At 67.5% G+C, this 18,309-nt stretch carries 19 protein-coding genes; 9 read left to right on the plus strand and 10 right to left on the minus strand.

Annotation, left to right across the window (positions count from 1 at the left end):
• Positions 1-151: 151 nt before the first annotated feature.
• From B9A95_RS21645 to B9A95_RS21655, 3 genes are all read left to right on the plus strand, one after another.
• Entirely contained in the window at positions 152-1,114 is a 963-nt protein-coding gene (locus B9A95_RS21645) for a Bug family tripartite tricarboxylate transporter substrate binding protein (protein WP_084049167.1), read from the plus strand.
• An 82-nt stretch (positions 1,115-1,196) separates the two neighbouring features.
• The gene (locus B9A95_RS21650; RefSeq protein ID WP_084049168.1) at positions 1,197-1,736 is read left to right on the plus strand and encodes a tripartite tricarboxylate transporter TctB family protein; all 540 of its coding nucleotides are present in this window, start codon (positions 1,197-1,199) and stop codon (positions 1,734-1,736) included.
• Positions 1,737-3,248 carry a tripartite tricarboxylate transporter permease gene (locus B9A95_RS21655; RefSeq protein WP_084049169.1) on the plus strand — a complete coding sequence of 504 codons (1,512 nt, stop codon included), beginning with the start codon at positions 1,737-1,739 and terminating at the stop codon, positions 3,246-3,248.
• A gap of 62 nt (positions 3,249-3,310) precedes the next feature.
• Here the strand turns inward: B9A95_RS21655 and sodA are convergent, their stop codons facing one another.
• Positions 3,311-3,934 (minus strand): superoxide dismutase [Mn], encoded by a 624-nt coding sequence (gene sodA / locus B9A95_RS21660; protein WP_084049170.1) that lies wholly within the window; start codon positions 3,932-3,934, stop codon positions 3,311-3,313.
• Between the two features lie 180 nt (positions 3,935-4,114).
• Positions 4,115-5,320 carry a tetratricopeptide repeat protein gene (locus B9A95_RS21665; protein WP_084049171.1) on the minus strand — a complete coding sequence of 402 codons (1,206 nt, stop codon included), beginning with the start codon at positions 5,318-5,320 and terminating at the stop codon, positions 4,115-4,117.
• 369 nt (positions 5,321-5,689) lie between these two features.
• Here B9A95_RS21665 and coaE point away from each other — a divergent pair, with 369 nt between their 5' ends.
• Entirely contained in the window at positions 5,690-6,340 is a 651-nt protein-coding gene (gene coaE / locus B9A95_RS21670; RefSeq protein ID WP_084049172.1) for a dephospho-CoA kinase, read from the plus strand.
• A gap of 23 nt (positions 6,341-6,363) precedes the next feature.
• Here coaE and B9A95_RS21675 read toward each other — a convergent pair whose 3' ends face one another.
• Entirely contained in the window at positions 6,364-8,025 is a 1,662-nt protein-coding gene (locus B9A95_RS21675; RefSeq protein WP_084049173.1) for a CTP synthase, read from the minus strand.
• A gap of 487 nt (positions 8,026-8,512) precedes the next feature.
• Between B9A95_RS21675 and B9A95_RS21680 the strand changes: the two genes are divergently transcribed.
• The 3 genes from B9A95_RS21680 (at position 8,513) to ispH (ending at position 13,054) form a co-directional block, all read left to right on the plus strand.
• Positions 8,513-10,186: a glycerol-3-phosphate acyltransferase gene (locus B9A95_RS21680; RefSeq protein ID WP_084049174.1), complete on the plus strand. Its 1,674-nt coding sequence runs from the start codon at positions 8,513-8,515 to the stop codon at positions 10,184-10,186.
• 366 nt (positions 10,187-10,552) lie between these two features.
• Positions 10,553-11,992: a phospholipase D-like domain-containing protein gene (locus B9A95_RS21685; protein WP_245808427.1), complete on the plus strand. Its 1,440-nt coding sequence runs from the start codon at positions 10,553-10,555 to the stop codon at positions 11,990-11,992.
• A 48-nt stretch (positions 11,993-12,040) separates the two neighbouring features.
• Positions 12,041-13,054: a 4-hydroxy-3-methylbut-2-enyl diphosphate reductase gene (gene ispH, locus B9A95_RS21690; protein ID WP_084049176.1), complete on the plus strand. Its 1,014-nt coding sequence runs from the start codon at positions 12,041-12,043 to the stop codon at positions 13,052-13,054.
• Positions 13,055-13,121: 67 nt separating this feature from the next.
• On the opposite strand, the gene B9A95_RS21695 is transcribed toward ispH, so the two are convergent.
• From B9A95_RS21695 to B9A95_RS21705, 3 genes are all read right to left on the minus strand, one after another.
• A complete protein-coding gene (locus B9A95_RS21695; protein ID WP_084049177.1) occupies positions 13,122-13,937 on the minus strand; it encodes a hypothetical protein in 816 nt (271 codons plus the stop codon).
• Positions 13,934-14,458: a gamma carbonic anhydrase family protein gene (locus B9A95_RS21700; RefSeq protein ID WP_084049178.1), complete on the minus strand. Its 525-nt coding sequence runs from the start codon at positions 14,456-14,458 to the stop codon at positions 13,934-13,936. Before B9A95_RS21700 ends, B9A95_RS21695 begins: the two co-directional genes overlap by 4 nt.
• A 77-nt stretch (positions 14,459-14,535) precedes the next feature.
• Positions 14,536-14,826, minus strand: coding sequence for an NUDIX domain-containing protein (locus tag B9A95_RS21705; RefSeq protein WP_245808428.1), 291 nt, complete (start codon positions 14,824-14,826; stop codon positions 14,536-14,538).
• A 178-nt stretch (positions 14,827-15,004) separates the two neighbouring features.
• Here B9A95_RS21705 and B9A95_RS21710 point away from each other — a divergent pair, with 178 nt between their 5' ends.
• On the plus strand, positions 15,005-15,265 hold the full coding sequence (locus tag B9A95_RS21710; protein WP_084049179.1) for a cold-shock protein: 261 nt from the start codon (positions 15,005-15,007) through the stop codon (positions 15,263-15,265).
• Between the two features lie 245 nt (positions 15,266-15,510).
• A complete protein-coding gene (locus tag B9A95_RS21715) occupies positions 15,511-15,921 on the plus strand; it encodes an NADH-quinone oxidoreductase subunit 15 (RefSeq protein ID WP_084049180.1) in 411 nt (136 codons plus the stop codon).
• A gap of 144 nt (positions 15,922-16,065) precedes the next feature.
• On the opposite strand, the gene B9A95_RS21720 is transcribed toward B9A95_RS21715, so the two are convergent.
• Genes B9A95_RS21720 through B9A95_RS21735 form a run of 4 tightly spaced genes read right to left on the minus strand, consistent with a single transcriptional unit; the run spans position 16,066 to position 18,250 of the window.
• On the minus strand, positions 16,066-16,527 hold the full coding sequence (locus B9A95_RS21720) for a divergent PAP2 family protein (RefSeq protein WP_084049181.1): 462 nt from the start codon (positions 16,525-16,527) through the stop codon (positions 16,066-16,068).
• Between the two features lie 12 nt (positions 16,528-16,539).
• A complete protein-coding gene (locus B9A95_RS21725; protein WP_084049182.1) occupies positions 16,540-17,415 on the minus strand; it encodes a bifunctional 5,10-methylenetetrahydrofolate dehydrogenase/5,10-methenyltetrahydrofolate cyclohydrolase in 876 nt (291 codons plus the stop codon).
• On the minus strand, positions 17,412-17,915 hold the full coding sequence (gene nusB / locus B9A95_RS21730) for a transcription antitermination factor NusB (RefSeq protein ID WP_084049183.1): 504 nt from the start codon (positions 17,913-17,915) through the stop codon (positions 17,412-17,414). Before nusB ends, B9A95_RS21725 begins: the two co-directional genes overlap by 4 nt.
• A complete protein-coding gene (locus B9A95_RS21735) occupies positions 17,912-18,250 on the minus strand; it encodes an Asp23/Gls24 family envelope stress response protein (protein WP_084049184.1) in 339 nt (112 codons plus the stop codon). Before B9A95_RS21735 ends, nusB begins: the two co-directional genes overlap by 4 nt.
• Positions 18,251-18,309 lie beyond the last annotated feature (59 nt).

Raw genomic sequence — 18,309 nt, forward strand, 5'->3', positions numbered from 1 at the left:
CATTGCGTTCAGCGCTGTAAATAAAGATCGCGAAAAGTCCGTGTGTTACGAGAAAAAAGCCTTGTATACAGGCGAAGACGCGGCTAAGGTGAGGCAGTTCTGACAACCCAGTTCCTGCGGCCGTGCTGACGGCCCACCCGGAGGAGTCCCCATGAAGAACGTCCTGCTCAAGCAAGTGCTGTCCCTCGCCCTCGTCACCGCCCTCGCGCCCCTTGCCACCGCCCAGGGGCTGAACAACCTCAGGATCATGGCCCCGGCCAGCCCCGGCGGCGGCTGGGACCAGACCAGCCGGGCCATCCAGTCGGTGTTGCAAGACGAGAGCATCGCCAAACCCGTCCAGGTGTTCAACGTACCCGGTGCGGGCGGCACCATCGGCCTGGCACAGCTGTACAACGCCAAGGGCGAGGGCAACCTGCTGATGACGATGGGCCTGGTGATGGTGGGAGCCATCCAGACGAACAGCAGCAAGGTGGACCTCTCGCGCGTGACTCCCATCGCCCGCCTGACCGGCGAATATGAGGTCGTCGTCGTACCTGCCTCCAGTCCCTACAAGAGCGTAAAAGACCTCGCAGCGGCCTGGAAGGCAAACCCGGGCGGCGTGGCCTTTGCGGGCGGCAGCGCGGGCGGCACGGACCACATGCTCGTCGGCCTGCTTGCCCAGGCGGCGGGCGTGGATCCCAAGAAGATGAACTACGTGCCCTTCAGTGGGGGCGGCGAAACGCTGGCCGCCGTGCTGGGCAACCAGGTGGCGGCGGGCGTCGCGGGGTACGGCGAGTTCGAGGCGCAGATCAAGGCCGGGAAGCTGCGCGCCATCGGGATCAGCGCGCCCAAGCGTCAGCCTGGGATTCCCGTCCCCACCTTCAAAGAGCAGGGCCTGGACGTGACCCTCGCCAACTGGCGCGGCATCGTGGCCCCTCCCGGCATCAGCGCCTCCGAAAAAGCGGCCCTCGTCGCGGCGCTCGACAAGATGCACGCCAGCAAGGCCTGGAAAGACACCCTCGCCACCCGCAAGTGGACGGACCTGTACATGAGCGGCAGCCGGTTCGACGTGTACCTCAAGGTGGAGGCCAACCGGACGCGGGGCATCCTGAAGGACATCGGGCTGGTGAAGTAAAGACCTCCCTCAGGGGGCGGACTGGAAACAGCGCCGCTCCCTTTTTTCGTTTTCCCCACTTGACAGCCTTCAGGAGCCCTCTATGCCCGACGTTCCACCTCCCTCCCCCGTTCCCTCTCCCCCGCTGCTGCCCCAAGAAGCGGCTGGCCTCAGCGTGCCGGACCTGCTCGTCGCGCTGGGAGTCACGCTGCTGGGGGGCCTGCTGCTGCTGGGCAGCCTCCAGATTCCCTTCGGCATCAATGCCGTGGTGGGCCCGCGCGCCTTTCCCCTGATTGTCAGCGTGGGCCTCACGGCACTGGGCATGCTGCTGACCGTGAACGTGCTGCGCGGCGGACGGGCCGAGCCCGCAGCCGAGGAAGACACCGATCTCGACGCGCCCGTTCACCTGAGCGCCGCTGGGATCATCCTGGGCGGCTTTCTGCTGGGGGCCGTGCTGCTGCCCACGCTCGGCTTCGTGGGGGGCACCGCCATCATGTATTTCAGTGTGGCCTACGCCTTCGGCGAGCGCCGCCTGCCCCTGATGCTCGGCGTGGCGCTGGCCGTGGCGCTCGTCACGTACCTCGTCTTCACGCGCGGCCTGGGCCTGTCGCTGCCCCCCGGCGTACTGAAGGGAGCGCTGTAGATGGACGCCATTCATTCGTTGCTCGCGGGCTTCGGAACGGCCCTCACGCCGCTCAACCTGCTGTGGGCGCTCGTCGGCGTGACCCTGGGCACCCTCGTGGGCGTGCTGCCTGGCATCGGGCCTGCCCTGACGGTGGCGCTGCTGCTGCCCGTGACGGCCAAACTGCCTCCCGTCAGCGCCTTCATCATGTTTGCGGGCATCTATTACGGCGGCATGTTCGGGGGCTCCACCACCTCCATCCTGCTGAATACGCCGGGCGAGTCGAGTTCGATCATCACGGCGCTGGAGGGCAACAAAATGGCCCGGCGGGGCCGCGCGGCGGCGGCGCTGGCGACGGCGGCCATCGGTTCGTTCGTGGCGGGCACCATCGGCACGCTGCTGCTGACCTTCGCTGCACCCGCCATCGCGGAGGTGGCGGTACAGATTCCGCCCAGCGCCAAGTTCGCCCTGATCATGTTGGCCTTCGTAACCATCAGCGCCACCTTTGGCGGCAGCCCGCTTCGGGGACTTATCAGCCTGTTTTTCGGCCTGACCATCGGCCTGATCGGCACGGACCTGCAAAGTGGACAGGCCCGCTTCACGCTCGGCTTTCCCGAACTGCTTGACGGCATCGACTTCGTGACCGTGGTGATCGGCCTCTTTGCCGTCGGCGAAACCCTGTACGTCGCCACGCGCCTGCGCAAGGACCCCGGCAACGTGATTAAACTGGAGGGCAACGCCTCCATGAACCGCGAGGACTGGCGGCGCTCCTGGAAGCCCTGGCTGCGTGGCACGGCCCTGGGCTTTCCCTTCGGGGCGATTCCGGCAGGCGGCGCGGAAATCCCCACCTTCCTGAGCTATACGCTGGAAAAGCGGCTCACGCCCCGCCCCGAGGAATTCGGGAAGGGCGCCATCGAGGGTGTGGCCGGACCCGAAGCCGCCAACAATGCGGCGGCGGCCGGCGTGCTGGTGCCGCTGCTGACCCTGGGCCTGCCCACGAGCGCCACAGCCGCCATCCTGCTCGCCGCTTTTCAGCAGTACGGCCTGCAACCCGGCCCGCTGCTGTTTGTGACGAATGGTGACCTCGTGTGGGGCCTCATCGCCTCGCTGTACATCGGCAACGTCATGCTGCTTGCGCTGAACCTGCCCCTCGCGCCCGTCTGGGCCCGGCTGCTGCTGATTCCCCGCCCGTTTCTGTACGCTGGCATCCTGGTGTTTTCCACCGTCGGGGTGTACTCGCTGAACAACAGCGTATTTGACCTGTTCCTGCTCGCCCTCTTCGGCATCATCGGGTACGGGATGCGCCGCTTCGATTTCCCGGTCACCCCCGCCATCATCGGCGTCATCCTGGGGCCGACGGCGGAGTCACAGTTCCGTACCGCGCTGCAACAGAGCAATGGCGACTTCAGCATCTTTGCCCGGCAACCGCTGACGGCCCTTATTCTCACCGTCGTGGCGCTGGCCCTGATCGTGCCCCCGGTGATGCGGCGGCAGGCGGCCAGGAGGGCGGCTGAACGTCGGACCACGTCCTGAAACCGAGAGCCACACAGAAGCGCCCCGGGCTATGCCAGCCCGGGGCGCTTCTCTTTACCGGCTTACTGCGCGGCGGCGTAGCGCCGGGCCACTTCGTCCCAGTTCACCACGTTCCAGAAAGCCTTGAGGTAGTCGGGACGCTTGTTCTGGTAGTTGAGGTAATAGGCGTGCTCCCACACGTCCACACCCAGAATCGGCGTGCCACTCACCCCTGCCACGGCCTCGCCCATCAGCGGGTTGTCCTGGTTGGCGGTAGACACGACGGCCAGTTGGCCGTTCTGCACCACGAGCCACGCCCAGCCCGAGCCGAAGCGGGTCTTGGCAGCGTCCTCGAACTTCTCCTTAAAGGCGTCAAAGGACCCGAAAGTGTCGGTGATGGCCTGGGCGAGCTCACCGCTGGGTTGCCCGCTGCCCTGGGGACCCAGAACCTGCCAGAACAGGCTGTGGTTGGCGTGGCCGCCCGCGTTGTTGCGCAGGACGTTCTTCTTTTCGCTGGGGACCTGGCCGAGTTTCGTAATCAGTTCCTCGGCGGGCACGTCGGCGAACTCACCGCCTTCGAGCGCCTTGTTCGCGTTGTCGATGTAGGTCTGGTGGTGCTTGGTGTGGTGAATCTCCATCGTCCGCGCGTCGATGTGGGGCTCCAGGGCGTCGTAGGCGTAGGGGAGTTGGGGAAGCTGGTAGGTCATGGTGGCGCTCCTTTCAGGCCGCTTTCCCTCACCCCCCGTTGGGGTGGGGGCGGCATCGGCGCTCATCTTAGCTCCGGCCTCATGAAAGGCAAGTCAGGCCGGAGCCTTTAGGGAATGTTCAGACGAGACGCGAAAAGAGCCGTCCCCCCTGTGAGAGGCGACGGCCTTTCGGAAAAACCTTCAGCGCAACCGGGCGAGCCCCTCTTTGGCGGGGGTGTAGTTGGCGTTGAGCTTCAGGGCCCGTTCGTAGTTCTCGCGGGCCTTGATGCGGTCCGGCGCAACGGCGCCGGCTCCGCGCTCGTAGCTCAGGCCCAGGTAGTAGATGTACTCGGGGGTGGTGCTGCCCAGCGCAGCGGCGCGGGTCAAATTGTCTCGGGCGGACTTCAGATCGCCGCCGTCAAGGTCCAGCCGCCCGAGGTAGTAGTAGAACTCAGGAAAGCGCAGCGGATCGAGCTTGATCGCCTGCGTGAGCTGAACGCGGGCGGTGGCGGGGTCCCGCGAGAGGTAGCTGACCACGCCGTACTCGCCCACCGCGTAGGCGTTGGTGGGGGCCAGCTTGGCGGCCTGCGCGGCTTCAGGCTTGGCAGCGGTGGTGTTACCGCTCAGGGCGAGCAACTTGGCGTAGTAGGCGCGGTTGTAGGCGTCCCTGGGATCGGCGATCACCGCCTGCTGCAGGCTGCCAAGCGCCGCGAGCAGATCGCCCGTGGCCGCGTACATGTCGCCCAGGTTGAACAGGATCAGGCCGTTGTCGGGGTTCAGCGTGCTGGCCTGCCTGAAGGCGCCAATCGCCTGCGTCAGGTTGCCCTGCAGGCGGTACACGTTGCCGCGCTCGTTCCAGACCTTACTCAGGCCCTGGTTGCGTTCCTCGCCCGTCATGGCCCCCGCCACCGCCTCAGCGTCGGTCAGGACCTTCAGGGCTTCGCCCAGGTTCCCCACCACGGAGGCGCGGTCGCTCGCCCCGATGTACTGCTGCTGGTAGGCCTGCGAGAGGGCGATGTACCCGCTGAGATCCGTGGGGGCCAGTTGAATCAGGCGGCGCAGCGTCTCGGTGGCCGGGGCGTACAGGCGCAGCCGGATCTGGGAGCGCCCCAGCCCCAGCAGGGCGCTGGTGTTCTTGGGATCAATCTCGGTAGCGGCCCGGAAGGCGACGTAGGCCTGATCGTATTTGCCCTGCTCGTAGTAGTAGTTGCCCAGCACGACGTAATTGGCCGCCGGACGGACCGGGACGGCCGCTTTGGCTGGGGTGGCCGTCGCCGGAGGCGCCGTCGTGGAGGCGGGCGTCTGAGCGGGCGCTGGGGCCGGAACAGGAGGCGTCGGCTGCGTCTGCGCGGCGGCGCTGCAGATGGTGGCCGCCGTGAGGAGCAGGCCGAGGGTGCGTGAATTCACTCAGAAACCTCCGGGCAGAGGCTAACACCGCGTGCTAAGGGGTGCAAGCCAAGAACCGGCGCGGAGCCGGTGCCGAGCACAGCATAGGGAACGGCCCGCTCCCGGGGGTGAAGTACGCGTGAGAGCCAGGCGCGCGTCAGCCGCACGTCCTGCAGTGGTCCGCGTCCAGCCGGGGGCGCGAGCCGCCGTGCCCCCCGGACCCGGTGGGAAAAGCGGGAGAGGGAAGGTCCAGTCACGATAGCGGGCCACAACAGCATACCTTCAGGATAGGCAGCGGGCTTGACGTTCTTCTGACGGCGGCTGAATTTTCCACTTCGGCCACGGTTCAGGACAGAACGCCTGGTGGACAGAGGCCATACACTGACGGGCATGACGGCTCCGCCTCCCCCCCGACGTTTGGGCCTGACCGGTTCCATCGGTGCGGGCAAAAGCACGGTGGCGGCCCTGCTGCGCGCCTGGGGCCTGACCGTGCTGGACGCCGACGAGCAGGCCCGCGAGGTGACGCGCGACCCGGCGGTGCTGACCGAGATCGCGGCAGCCTTTCCCGGCGTGCTGCGTGGTGGAGAACTGGACCGCGCCGCCCTGGCTGCCGAGGTGTTCGGAGACCCGCAGAGGCTGGCGGTCCTGAACGCCATCACCCACCCCCGGGTGCGGGCCCGAATGGAAGCATTGGAACGGGAAGCTGCCGAGCGGGGCGAGCCCTGGGTGGTGCAGGACATCCCGCTGCTGTTCGAGGGCGGGCTGGCGGGACACATGAACGCCGTGCTGGTGGTGGACGCGCCCCTGACCCTGCGCGTGGCCCGCGTGATGGCCCGCAGCGGTCTGACCGAGGCCGAGGTGATGGCGCGGGACGCCCGCCAGATGCCCGCGGAGGAAAAGCGCAGGCGGGCGACGGTGGTGCTGGAAAACCACGGCGATCTGGAGGCGTTGGAGGCGCAGGTGGACGGGGCGCTCAAGAGGCTGGGCATCCAGCCTCCAGTGGCCTGCGATCAGCAGGAAGAAAGCCCTGGCCCGGGCTGAGGCTTCTTCGGGCGAACGGGGCCTTACGCTTCGGCCGTCTCCGGCTGACGACTGGTCGCTGGCAACTGACAACCCTCGAGCGCCGCCGCCACGAATCCTGCAAAGGGCGGGCTGGGCCGCATGGGGCGGCTCTTGAACTCGGGGTGGGCCTGCAGGGCCACGAAGAAGGGATGCCCCGCGATCTCGATGCTTTCCACCAGACCCGCCCCGCGCCCCGCCACACCGGGCGTCACGCCGCTGATGGTCAGCCCCGCCGCCTGCAACTGGGCGGTGTAGGCCGGGTTGACCTCGTAGCGGTGGCGGTGGCGTTCCTTCACCATGCCGCCCCCCGGCACGCCGTATAGCTCGGCGATTTTGGTTTCGGCACGCAGCTCCATGGGCCAGTCGCCCAGGCGCATGGTGCCGCCCATGCCCTCGACTTCCAGCTGCTCCGGCATGAGGTCAATCACCTTGTGGGGAGCGTAGGGATCAAATTCGCTGGAGTTGGCCCCCGAGAGGCCCGCCACGTGCCGCGCGTACTCGATCACGGCGATCTGCATGCCCAGGCAGATGCCCAGGTAGGGCACCGCGCGGGTGCGGGCGTACTCGGCCGCCCGCACCTTGCCCTCGATGCCGCGAATGCCGAAGCCACCGGGAACCAGGATGCCGTCGGCGTCGCCGAGCTGGGCTTCGAGGTCGCCCTCCGCCAACTCCTCGGCGTTCACCCACTGGATGTTCACCCGGGCGTCGTTGGCAATCCCGGCGTGCGTCAGCGATTCGAGCATGCTGAGGTAGGCGTCGGGCATCTCGGTGTACTTGCCCGCGATGGCGATGGTGACCTCGTTCTTGGGCTGCTTGATGGTGCGCACCGCGTTTTGCCACACGCCCAGATTGGGGTGGATGTGCTCCAGACCCAGCAGGTCTTCCACCGCCTTGCCCAGACCCTGCTCCTCCAACGCGAGCGGCACCTCATACACGTGGGACACGTCGTAGGAGGAAAACACGCGGTTCTCGCGCACGCTCGTAAAGGCCGCGATCTTGCGGGTGATCTCGGGGGGAAGCTTTTCCTTGGAACGCACCATCACGATATCCGGGCTGATCCCATAGGAGCGCAGCGCCGCCACCGAGTGCTGGGTGGGCTTGGTCTTGAACTCGTTGGAGGTGCCGAGGTACGGCACGAGGGTGAGGTGCAGGTACAGCACGTTCTCGTCGCCCTCGTCGAAGCGGAACTGCCGGATGGCCTCCAGGAAGGGCAGCGACTCGATGTCGCCCACCGTGCCGCCCACCTCGATGAGCACGATTTCCGCGCCCGCCGTTTCGCCCGCTGCGCGAACGCGCCGCTTGATCTCGTCGGTGACGTGCGGAATGACCTGCACCGTCTGCGAGAGGTAGTCCCCGGCCCGCTCACGGCGAATGACTTCGAGGTACACCTGCCCCGTGGTGATGTTGCTGCCCGGCGGAATGTCGAGGTCGAGAAAACGCTCATAATTGCCGATGTCGAGGTCGGTCTCCGCTCCGGAAGCGGTCACGAAGACCTCGCCGTGTTCGTAGGGCCGCATGGTGCCCGCGTCGATGTTGATGTAAGGATCGATCTTGACGGCCGTGACCTTGTAGCCGCGTGCCCGCAGGAGTGCGCCCAGAGACGCGCTCGCCACACCTTTACCGAGGCTGCTAACCACGCCGCCCGTGACAAAAATAAACTTCATCGTCTCTTCTCCGAAAGCGCCTGACCCCGAATCCGGCTGCGCTGTGGGGCCAAAAAGAAAAACCGGGGCGCTCGGCCTCCGGGATTACAGGATAGCACGGGGAAGGGCCGCCTGAACTCAGAGCGCCGTTACAGAGGCGAGGAAGCTCTCCAACAGCGGACTGAACGAACTCCAGCCGCACGGCCTGGCCTCCGATCACCCTCGGAAGACAACGGGTTGCCTCCGCCCGAATCCAAAGACCCCCGCCGACGCACGCGCCCTTCCCGGGCCCAAAGCGGACTTTCTCTAGGCCGAGCAGCGCCCCAGCGCGCCGAAGGAGAAGACCCACGGTGGCGCGGTCCATTTCGCGCCGCCTCAGCAACCTGAATCCTCGGGAGGAATCCGGCCCCAGCCCCGCAAGGGCCTGGAGGTCGGTTCCGACAGAACACGGCTGACCCGCGGGCGCAGCCCCCGAAAGCCCGCCATCAAGCCCGCTACAATGCCGCGCATGGCCTTTCTGTCCGCGCTGCTCCTCGTCGTCGCGTTTCTGGTGGGAAGCCTGCCGCTGGGACACTGGCTGCTCTCGCGGCTGGGGGTCAACCCCCGGCTGAACAACACCTACAACCTCGGTGTGGAAAACGTGTTGCGGCGGGTGGGCGTGGGCCCGGCACTGATGAGCGCGGCGCTGGACTTCGGCAAGGGCGTGCTGGCAGTGCTGATGGCCTCGTCGCTGGGATCGCGCGAACTGTGTGTGCTTGCGGCGCTGGCGGCCTACCTGGGACACCTCAACCCGCCGCGGGCGCTGTATGGCCAGACGTCGCCCCGCGGACGGGGCAACCTGGTGCTTCTGGGCCTGCTGGCTGGGCTGTCGGTGGCCGGGGGCCTGGGGCTCTGGCTCACGGCGCTGCCGGTAATCGTGTACGCCGCTGCCGTGGGCTACTGGGGCTACGTCAGCGCCGCCACCGTCCTGGGGCTGCTGACATTCGCTGGCCTGGTGGCCCTGACGCCGCTGGGCGTGCCCGCCAAACTGGCGGCGCTGGGCCTGCTGGTGGCCGCCACCTGGCGCTTCAAGGAAAACCTGGGCCGCATTCTGGACGGGACTGAGCCGCGCGTGGACGAGGACGTGCCGGTGGCCGGCAAGCGGGCCGACCAGGTGGTCACCGCCTTCATGATTCACCCCATGACGCTGGAGAATTTCTGGCAGGCGCGGCGCTTTTCGTGGCTCAAGCCTCTGGTGGAACGCGGTCTGATCAGCGAGGCGAGCGTACGGCAGATGGCCGCCTCCCTGCGGCCCATGAAGGTGGGTGAGCTGCACGGCATCAAAACCCTGGAGGGCAAGGAAATTCGCTGCTACCTCCTGAGCAGTCCCCTGCTGCCCGACGTGTTCCGCGATCAGCCAGAGCTGGCGACGAAGCGGGCCATTGAGGGCGCGCGGCTGGCGCACGAGCTGGGGGCCGAGGTGGTGGGCCTCGGCGCCTTCTGGAGCGTGGTGGGCAACAAGGGCGTGGACGTGCAGGCGGCGGTGCCAGAAATTACCGTGACCAACGGCGGCGCTTACACCAGCGGCACCATCAAGGCGGCTATTCCCGGCATTCTGGAGCACTTCGCGCAAACGGGCCGGGACCTGAAGGGGGCCACGGCCGGCATTGTGGGCGCAAACGGTGTGGTGGCCTTCGGCATCGCGCGGACCATCGCACCCCAGGTCGGCAAACTGGTCCTGATTGGACGCGATCTGGAGCGGCTGGAGCGCAGCGCGGTCAGCCTGCGCCGCCTGAATAAGGACACCGAAATTCTGACCACCCTCGATTACGGCACGTTGCGGGAGGCAGACCTGATTTTCTCGGCCACCTCGGACCCCAACCCGGTCATCTTTCCCCAGCACGTCAAGCCCGGAGCCTGGATTTTCGACGAGGGCCGCCCCGCCGACGTTGATGAGGGCGTGCGGGACGTACCGGGCGTGCGGATCATTCCCGGCGGCGTGGTGCGCCCGCCCGGCGGCATGACCAGCCAGATTGACCTGCAATTTGGGGAAGGCGCGGTGCCCGCCTGCCTGGCCGAGACGCTGATCATCGCCGCGACGGGCGCGCACGAGCGCAAAAGCCTGGGCCCGCAAACGCTGACGGAGAACATCAATTTCTTCGTGGAGCAGGCGGAAGTGTTGGGCTTCACAGTGGTGGATTAGCGCAGGTGTCAAAAAGAGAACTTCTTTTTGACCGAGAGCGAACCCGAATACCCATGGGGGAGAATGGCGCCGTGAGGGGTGCACTTCCCCGCACCGCGCCATTTGGACACATGCTTTGGGGCGGGACCAACCGGTCTGACCGCCTGACGGTCAACGCCCGGGATACCCCCTTTGCCCTCTCCTCAGGGCGTAAGCGCTCCAGCTCAAAAAAGGGCGTCGCCGAGCAGCGTCGCCGCACATCTCCACCCAAGCCTTCACCTCCCGTCAGGAACCTCGTCCGTCGCTGGGGAAAAAGGAGCGTATCTTTCCCGGGTGCCGTTGGCCCGCCTCCCGCTTCCTTTCCGACCTCTCCTTTCCCTTCTGACAGTGCTGGCGCTGGGCGGTGTGGCGAAGGCCGTGGATTTTCCCAGCCACCTCGGCCCAGTGGTGCCCACGACAACGCTCAACCCCGACGGCCTGACCTGCTCGCCCCCGACCGACACGCTGGAGCTCGCCCTGTGGCGGGTGACGGTGGAGGGCGCCCAGCCGGACCGGTCGTGCGGCAACGCCTTTGTGGGTTACCAGCGCACACCCCGGATTGCAAAGCAACCGGACGCCTTTCAGGAGACGGCAGACCAGGTTCGGGCCGCCCGCAGCGAGGTGCTGCTGACGAGCATGGAGTGGCACGCGGGCGAGGGCCAGCCGGGCTGGATTTTTGCCGAGGGGGTCCGGGACCTTTACGCGAAAGTGAGGGCGCATCCAGAGGTGTACCCCGCCGGGATGACCGTTCGCCTGTCGCTTGGCGGCTTTCCCGACTTCAGCCGCCCGGACGGCGGCACCCAGGCGTTGGAAGCGGTACGCGACCTCACGGGGCTCGGCGTGCCGCTGAACGACGCGGCGGTGGGCTGGCACCTCGCTGTTGCGAACTACGGCTACTTTCCGCACAGCCATATCAAGCTGCATGTCATTGACGGCGTGGACCTGACGGTGGCCGGATACAACTACACCGAGTGGCACCTGCCGGACACGCTGCCAGGCGGCCGCAACCTGCACGACCTGGGCCTGCGGATGCGGGGGCCGGCGGCGCAGGTGGGCGTGACGGTCTTCGACGACCTGTGGCGGCACTCGCGGCAGGTCAGTTGTCCGGGGAGCACTCCCGCACACAAGGTGGTGCGGACCTGCACCCTCGTGCCCACCGAGGCTCCGACGCATCCCGGCCCAGCCCGCACCCTGAAGGCGGCGGGAGAGGCCCGCGCTTTCGTCTTGTACCGCCGCCCCGAATACGACGAGGCCGACCGGGGAATGCTGGCCCTGTTCGGCGCGGCGCAGGGGAGCATCGACCTGATGCAGGCCAATTTCAGCCCCCGACTGCAATGCTGGTACGCCTTTCTTCAGCCTGGTGACTGCCCGCCTGCCACCTGGCCGCCGTACCTTCAGGCCCTGCTCGCCGCGATGGAGCGCGGGGTGAAGGTCCGGGTGCTTACGGTGGACTACGGCATTGACCGGGACGCCAACCGCAGCGGCATTGCCCTGATGCGCCTGCTGGCCCGCAAGCGCGGGGTGGAGGACCGCTTCGACGCGCGTTACGTGAGCTTTGCCATGCATACCAAGGCCACGACGCTGGACACCCGCATGGTGGTGGTGGGCAGCATGAACCTTCACTTCTCGTCGTGGGGACCGCTGGGGCTCAACGAGGCGGTGCTGGCCACGACGGACCGGGAAGCGGTGGCCGAGCAGCGCGCCAGCTTCGAGGACGTGTGGGCGCGCGCGAGCCGCCCGGTGCCCCCGGAATGGTGGATGCGCAACGTGGAGGGGCCGAACCGTTGAACGGTACGGGACTTCCCGCACCCACTCCCCCACGCCTACACTGGGGCGATGACGGAGACGCACGCCGGAGTTCAGCGCATTCACCTCGCCAAGCCGCGCGGCTTTTGCGCGGGCGTGGTCATGGCGATTGGCGCGGTGCAAAAGGCCGCGCGGATGGAGGCCCGGCCCGTGACCGTGTACCACTCCATCGTCCACAACCACACCGTGGTGGAGCGGCTGGAGGGGGAACATGACGTGCATTTCGTCGAAAGCCTGGACGACATTTCGGCCCTTCCTGCCGGCAGTGAGACGGTGGTGTTCAGCGCCCACGGCATCAGTCCAGCGGTGCGCGAGCGGGCGCGCTCGCTCGGCCTCGCCACCATCGACGCCACCTGTCCACTGGTTACCAAGGTTCACACTGAGGCCAAGAAATACGCGCGGGAGGGCCACACAATCCTGCTGATCGGCGATAGCGCCCAGCACCAGGAAGTGATCGGCACGCGGGGCGAGGCTCCCGAGAACACCATCGTGGTGGGCGTCCTGGGCAAAACAGGAGAAGGGCTGCACGATCCGAACACGGTGGAGGTGCCGGACCCCGCGCGGGTGGTGGTGCTGACCCAGACGACGCTGAGCGTGGACGACACCCGCCGCACGGTGGACATCCTGAAGGCCCGCTTTCCGGCGCTGGTGGTGCCGCCCAGCGAGGACCTGTGCTACGCCACCAAGAACCGCCAGGACGCGGTGAAGGCCATCGCCCCCCAGGTGGACGCCTTTTTGGTCCTTACAAGCACCCATTCGAGCAACGGGATGCGGCTGCTGGAACTCGCGGCGGAGCTGTGCCCACGTGCTGAGCGCCTGGAGACAGACGCGGACCTCGCGCACCTCAACCTGACGGGCGTACGGTCGCTGGGCATCACGAGCGCGGCGAGTACGCCCGACGACCTCGTGCAGGGCGTGGTGGCCCACTTCCGCCGCCTGAATCCGGCGCTGGAAGTCATCGAGGAAGGCGAGTGGGAAAACATCGAGTTCCGCGAGCCGAAGAAGGTGCTCGCAACGCAGGAGTTACCGCGAACCCTGCAGTAATTCAGAGGGCGAAGGGCAGAGGACCTGGCGTTCGCCTTCTGTTTTGCGCTCTGCACACCTTCGGCCCTTAGCCCTCCCGGATGTACCCACCCTTTAAAAGCGTCTGAAGCAGGCCCTCCAAATCATGCAGGGTGAGGTCGTGACGGGTGGCGTATTCGGCGGGGGTGATTTGAGACTGCACGGCCTTGAGGAGGGCCAGTCCCGAGACGCCGTGATGGGTGCGAAAGGTGGCGTGGGCGTCGAGGATGGGGTTGAGCGCTTCGCGCCCGCGCAACATCAGGGCGTAGGGGCGGTGGGCCCAGCCCGCCAGGCTGCTGGGCAAGATCAGGGTCTGGGGGCGCAGCGGAGCGGGAAAGGCCCCCTCGTAGGGCAGCGCGACGGGCATGGTGGCTATCACCTCGCCGCGAGAGTACAGGGTGGCTCCGGCGGGGCTGGCGTGCAGACCCGTGAAGGTGGCGGTGAGGTTGAACTTCCAGGCCCGGCTGCCCACGCCGCTGAGCAGGTGGGCGCAAGTGGGCGCAAGGGGATGGGCGCTCAGCGACGCACCCTGCCCGTAGACGTGAATCAGTTCCCCAAACGCCTGCTCGCCGGTGGCATTGGCTGCCGCCGCCGTCACTGCCCGGCCCTCGTACACGAGGACGGCGGCGCTCTCGTCGCCGATCTTGGCGTGGAGGTAGCCGGACCACACGGCGCCATGCAGGTACTTCAGGAAGGCGTGCAGGTCGCAAAACTGCACGTTCAGCCCCGCATAAAGGGCCGGTGACTGCGGCAAAAAGCGCGTCAGGAAGGGCGCGGCTCCGGGAAACATGGGCAGGAGTTCGGGAATAAGCTCGGCGGGCTCCTCGGGCAGATCATCTCCGGAGGGCAGGCCAGGTGAGGTCATTCGGGGCTCCCCTCCCGCCGGGCAGACTTCAGCTCCCGGCGGTAACGCGCGGCATGTTCAACATAGCGCGCAGCGTTGCCCACCTCGCCCGCCTCACGCACCACCCGTGCCGGAACGCCCACCGCCAACATCCCAGCTGGCACGTGCTGGCCCTCGCGCAGCAGGGCTCCCGCGGCGAGGACCGCTCCAGCGCCCAGGCTGGAGCCGCTGAGCATCACGGCGCCCATGCCCACCAGGCTGCCCCGCCCGCAACTGGCTCCGTGGACGACGGCGCGGTGGCCCACCGTCACGTCCGCTTCCAGGGTGCAGGGGTGCCCGGCGTCGGTGTGCAGCACGGCCCCGTCCTGCACGTTGCAGCGCGGGCCAACAGTGATGGGCTCAATGTCGCCGCGCGCCACCACGCCGAACCACACGCTTGAGCCCTCGCCCACCGACACGCGGCCGATCAGGTCAGCGCTGGGAGCGACGAAGGCCGTGGGGTGCAGGGTGGGCGCGAGGGTATCGAGGGCGTAGAGCGGCATGGGGTCCTCCGGGAAACGCTGGCCCCCGCCTCACAGGGCCAGGGCGGCGCGCAGCTGCTGCTGGTCTTCGGGGTAGGTTAACATCCGCGCGGCCTCGTCCGCCGGATCGAAGCCCCCTCCGGAAAGGTCTCTTCCGGGGTGGTGGGCAGCGCGGCCAGAATGTCTGCCCGCACGCCCGCTGCCTCCTGCACCTCGCGGACGGCGGTCTGCTCGAACGTTTCGCCGGGTTTAACGTGCCCCCTGGAAAAAGCCCAGGCTCCGCTGCGGTAACGCAGCAGCGCGCGCCCGAGCAGCACCCCTCCCGCTCCGGGAATGGGACTTCCGGGAATGGGACTTCCGGAACCGGGAGCGGGCGTCTGTAGGGTCACGGCCCCGAGTATACGTGCCGCTCTGCCCAGCCGCGCGCCCCCTTGGCATTGTCCAAACAGCTCGCCCGCGTCAGGGGGCGTGCGATACTGCTCCCGTCTCCACTTCCGCCCCTTGGCAGGGCCTGGCCCAGAGGGCCGGGCACTGGGTCTTCGGAGTGTGCGAGATGCAAGGAGAGTTATGGCTCAAGGTCGTGTGAAGTGGTTCAATGTGGAGAAGGGCTACGGCTTTATCGAGCATCCCGGAAACCCCGACGTGTTTGTGCATTATAGCGCCATCCAGAGCGGCGGCTTCCGCAAGCTGAACGAGGGCGACGATGTGGAATTCGAGGTCGAGGTCGGGCAGGGCAACAAGGGCCCCCAGGCCAAGAACGTTGTGGTCACGCACGCCGCGTCCACCCCGGTAAGCGATCAGGGCAGTCAACGGAACAGCCGCTGGTAAGCGGAGGCAAGCTGCGGGGGGAGCGGGCGCGGCGGAGGCGTCCGCTTCTTTTTTGTAAAGGGCAATCGGCTGCCCCGGTGGTCTCCTTTGCCCTCTGCAGCCCCCCCCTGCTTCGCAGCTTTGCCGGTTCCACGAGGGGAGGGAGCCAAAACATATCCCCTCTGTGCGGCGAAGCCTCCCGGCAGTCCGGCGGTTTGCCCCGTTGACCCTCCGCCGACCCGCGAAGCCGTTACACTACGGCGGACATGGCACACGCACAGGATGGACTGCTGTACACGCAGTGGGTCGCGCTGCTCGGCTGGCTGGAGGCCGAGGCCGGGGAGCGCAGGCTGGGCTTCGAGAAGGTGGCCGACTTTCCCGATTACATCTACCGCATGGAGCGGCCCTACGACCTGCCCACGGCGGTGATGAGCGTGGCGCTGACGTCGGGCGGCCAGCCCCTGCTTGTGGCGGCGGTCAGTCCCCGGCACGTCGACCTGAAGGGCGTCTCGCTGCGGCTGATGGGCGGCAGCAAGCACTGGCACCTGCACGCGGGAACAGCGGGGCTGCTGGAAGGCAAGCGCCCCTTTACCCGTGAGCGGCTGCGGGTGCTGCTCGACGGCGCGGCGCGGGGAATGAACGTGCCCGGCCGGACCTCCGTAGCGGCGACCGGCTAAGTACACCGCACCTCACGTTGCGACTTTTCAGGAGGGCACCGAAAAGTCTCCACTCCCGGTGGGCTGCACTTTTGCCGCTTCTCACGCCGCTCGGTTGATCTCAAGATCAACTACGGTGTACTTGGCGCCCCGAGGCGTCAGGATTCAGGGCAGGCGGAAAATCACGAACGCAGTGCCGATGCCCAGCAGGGTGCCCACCAGCACCTCCAGGTAGGTGTGGCCGAGCAGCACCCGCAGCGGCAGCGGCGCGAAGCCTTCGCGGACCACGGCCCGCAACTCCTCAACCAGGTCATTGAGGAGTCTGGCCTGCTGGCCGCTGGAGTGCCGCACGCCGGTGGCGTCGTACATCACGATCAGGGCGAAGACGGCGGCTGCGGCAAACAGCGGACTGCCGAGGCCCTGCGTGATCGCCACGCCTGTTGCCAGGGCCGTGACCATCGCGCTGTGACTGCTGGGCATGCCGCCCGTTTCCATAAAGGCCTCGGGCCGCCAGCGGCGCTCGATCAGGAGGATCAGCAAGACCTTGACCACCTGGGCCGTCGTTGAGGCGAGCAGGGCGGTCCACAACCAGCGGTTCCCGAGAAGATCGGCGAGGGGGGTATTCACGCTTGAGGGAGTTTAGCGCCTGACCGTGCCCGCCGCCTGCATCTCAGCGGCATGCACGGTATTGACCAGCAGTTGCGCGATGGTCAGCGGGCCGACGCCGCCGGGCACCGGGGTCATGGCCCCCGCCACATCCTGCACGTCGGGGTGAACGTCGCCCGTCAGGTAGGCCTTGCCGCTGAGCTCCGGCTTCACCCGGTTGATGCCCACGTCGATGACAGTGGCTCCGGAGCGCACCATCTCCGGCGTGACAAGGTGGGGACGGCCCACCGCCACGCACAGCAGATCGGCCTCACGGGTCACGGCCGTCAGGTTCGGTGTGCGGCTGTGCGCCAGGGTAACGGTGGCGTCGGCGTTCAGCAGCAGCGCGGCGAGCGGACGCCCGACGATGTGGCTGCGCCCCACGATCACCGCGCGCTGCCCGGCCACCGGGAGGCCGTAATGCGCCAGCAGGGCCAGGATTCCGGCGGGCGTGCAGGGGCGCAGAGAAGGGCGTCCGGCCCAGAGTTCGCCCACGTTCAGCGGGTGAAAGCCGTCCACATCCTTGTGCGGATCGACGGCGTGCAAGACGGCCTGCTCGCTCACATGGGGCGGAAGGGGCAGCTGCACCAGAATGCCGTTCACCCCCTCGTCGGCGTTGAGGCGGGCGATCAGGTCCAGCAACTCGGCCTGGGAGGTCTCCTCGGGCAGCGCGTAGACGGTACTCGTCAGGCCCACCTCGCGCGCCTTGCGGTCCTTGCCGCGCACGTAGCTAACGCTGGCAGGGTCCTCGCCCAGCCGCACCATCACGAGGTGGGGCGGGGCAGGCAGGCGGGAAGCGCGAACTGCCGCTTCGCGCAGCACGGCGTCAGCGACGGGCACACCCGCCAGGATTCGGGCGGAACCCCTCACTCGCTGCGGCCGTCCTCATCCCGTCCGGCGGCCTTCGGGACCGTGTTCAGGCTTCGGCTCAAGCCGCCCAGCACGCCGTTGACGAAGCGTCCAGAATCCTCGCCGCCAAACTTGCGGGCGATCCGCACGGCACTCTCGATCACCGGAGGGTGGGGCTCAGGGGTGTAGATCATCTCATACGTCGCCAGGCGCAGCACGTTCAGGTCCGTCTGGGCCATCTGCTCGAAGTCCCAGCCGCGGATGGTGCGGCGCAAGGTGGCGTCCACGTCTCCCCGGTGTGCGGTCAAACCGTCCACAAGTTGCCGGGCAAAGGTAAGCGCCTCAGCGTTGAGCAGGGGCAGCGTCTCGTCTCCCTCGCGCATGGCCCCCTCGGTCCGGGTAAAGACCGCACCGATGGGCAGTGCCCCGCGCTCGGACTCGAACAGCACGCGGAAGGCGAACTCACGGGCGGCGCGGCGGGTGCCCACCGGCTGCTGGGCCTTCTCTCTGCGCCGGGTCAAGCGTGCCCCGCGGGCAGGGTCACGCCCAGCACGGTAACGTTCACGGCCCTGACTTTCAGGCCGGTCATCAGTTCCACGTTCTCGCACACGGCGCGCTGCGCCTGCGTCGCGAGCCCGGTCAGGTTGCGCCCGTACTCCACATTCAGGCCCACGTCGATGCTGACGGTCTGGCCCTCGCGCGTCACCTTCAGCGCCCGCGTACGGCGGGGGCCGCCCTGCTGGCGCAGCACCTCCCCGACCTTCATGGGGGCCTGGGCCAGTTCGATGCCTTCGATGCCTTCCAGCGTCGTCGCCGCAATGTCCGTCAGGACACTCTTGCTGATCTCCACATCCATGTCTGCTCGCCTCCAGTGAGGCCGCCTGGCGGGCGGCCCTTTTGTGTGGGACAGTGTAG

It is taken from the genome of Deinococcus hopiensis KR-140 (genome assembly GCF_900176165.1).
GTDB classification, from domain to species: domain Bacteria; phylum Deinococcota; class Deinococci; order Deinococcales; family Deinococcaceae; genus Deinococcus; species Deinococcus hopiensis.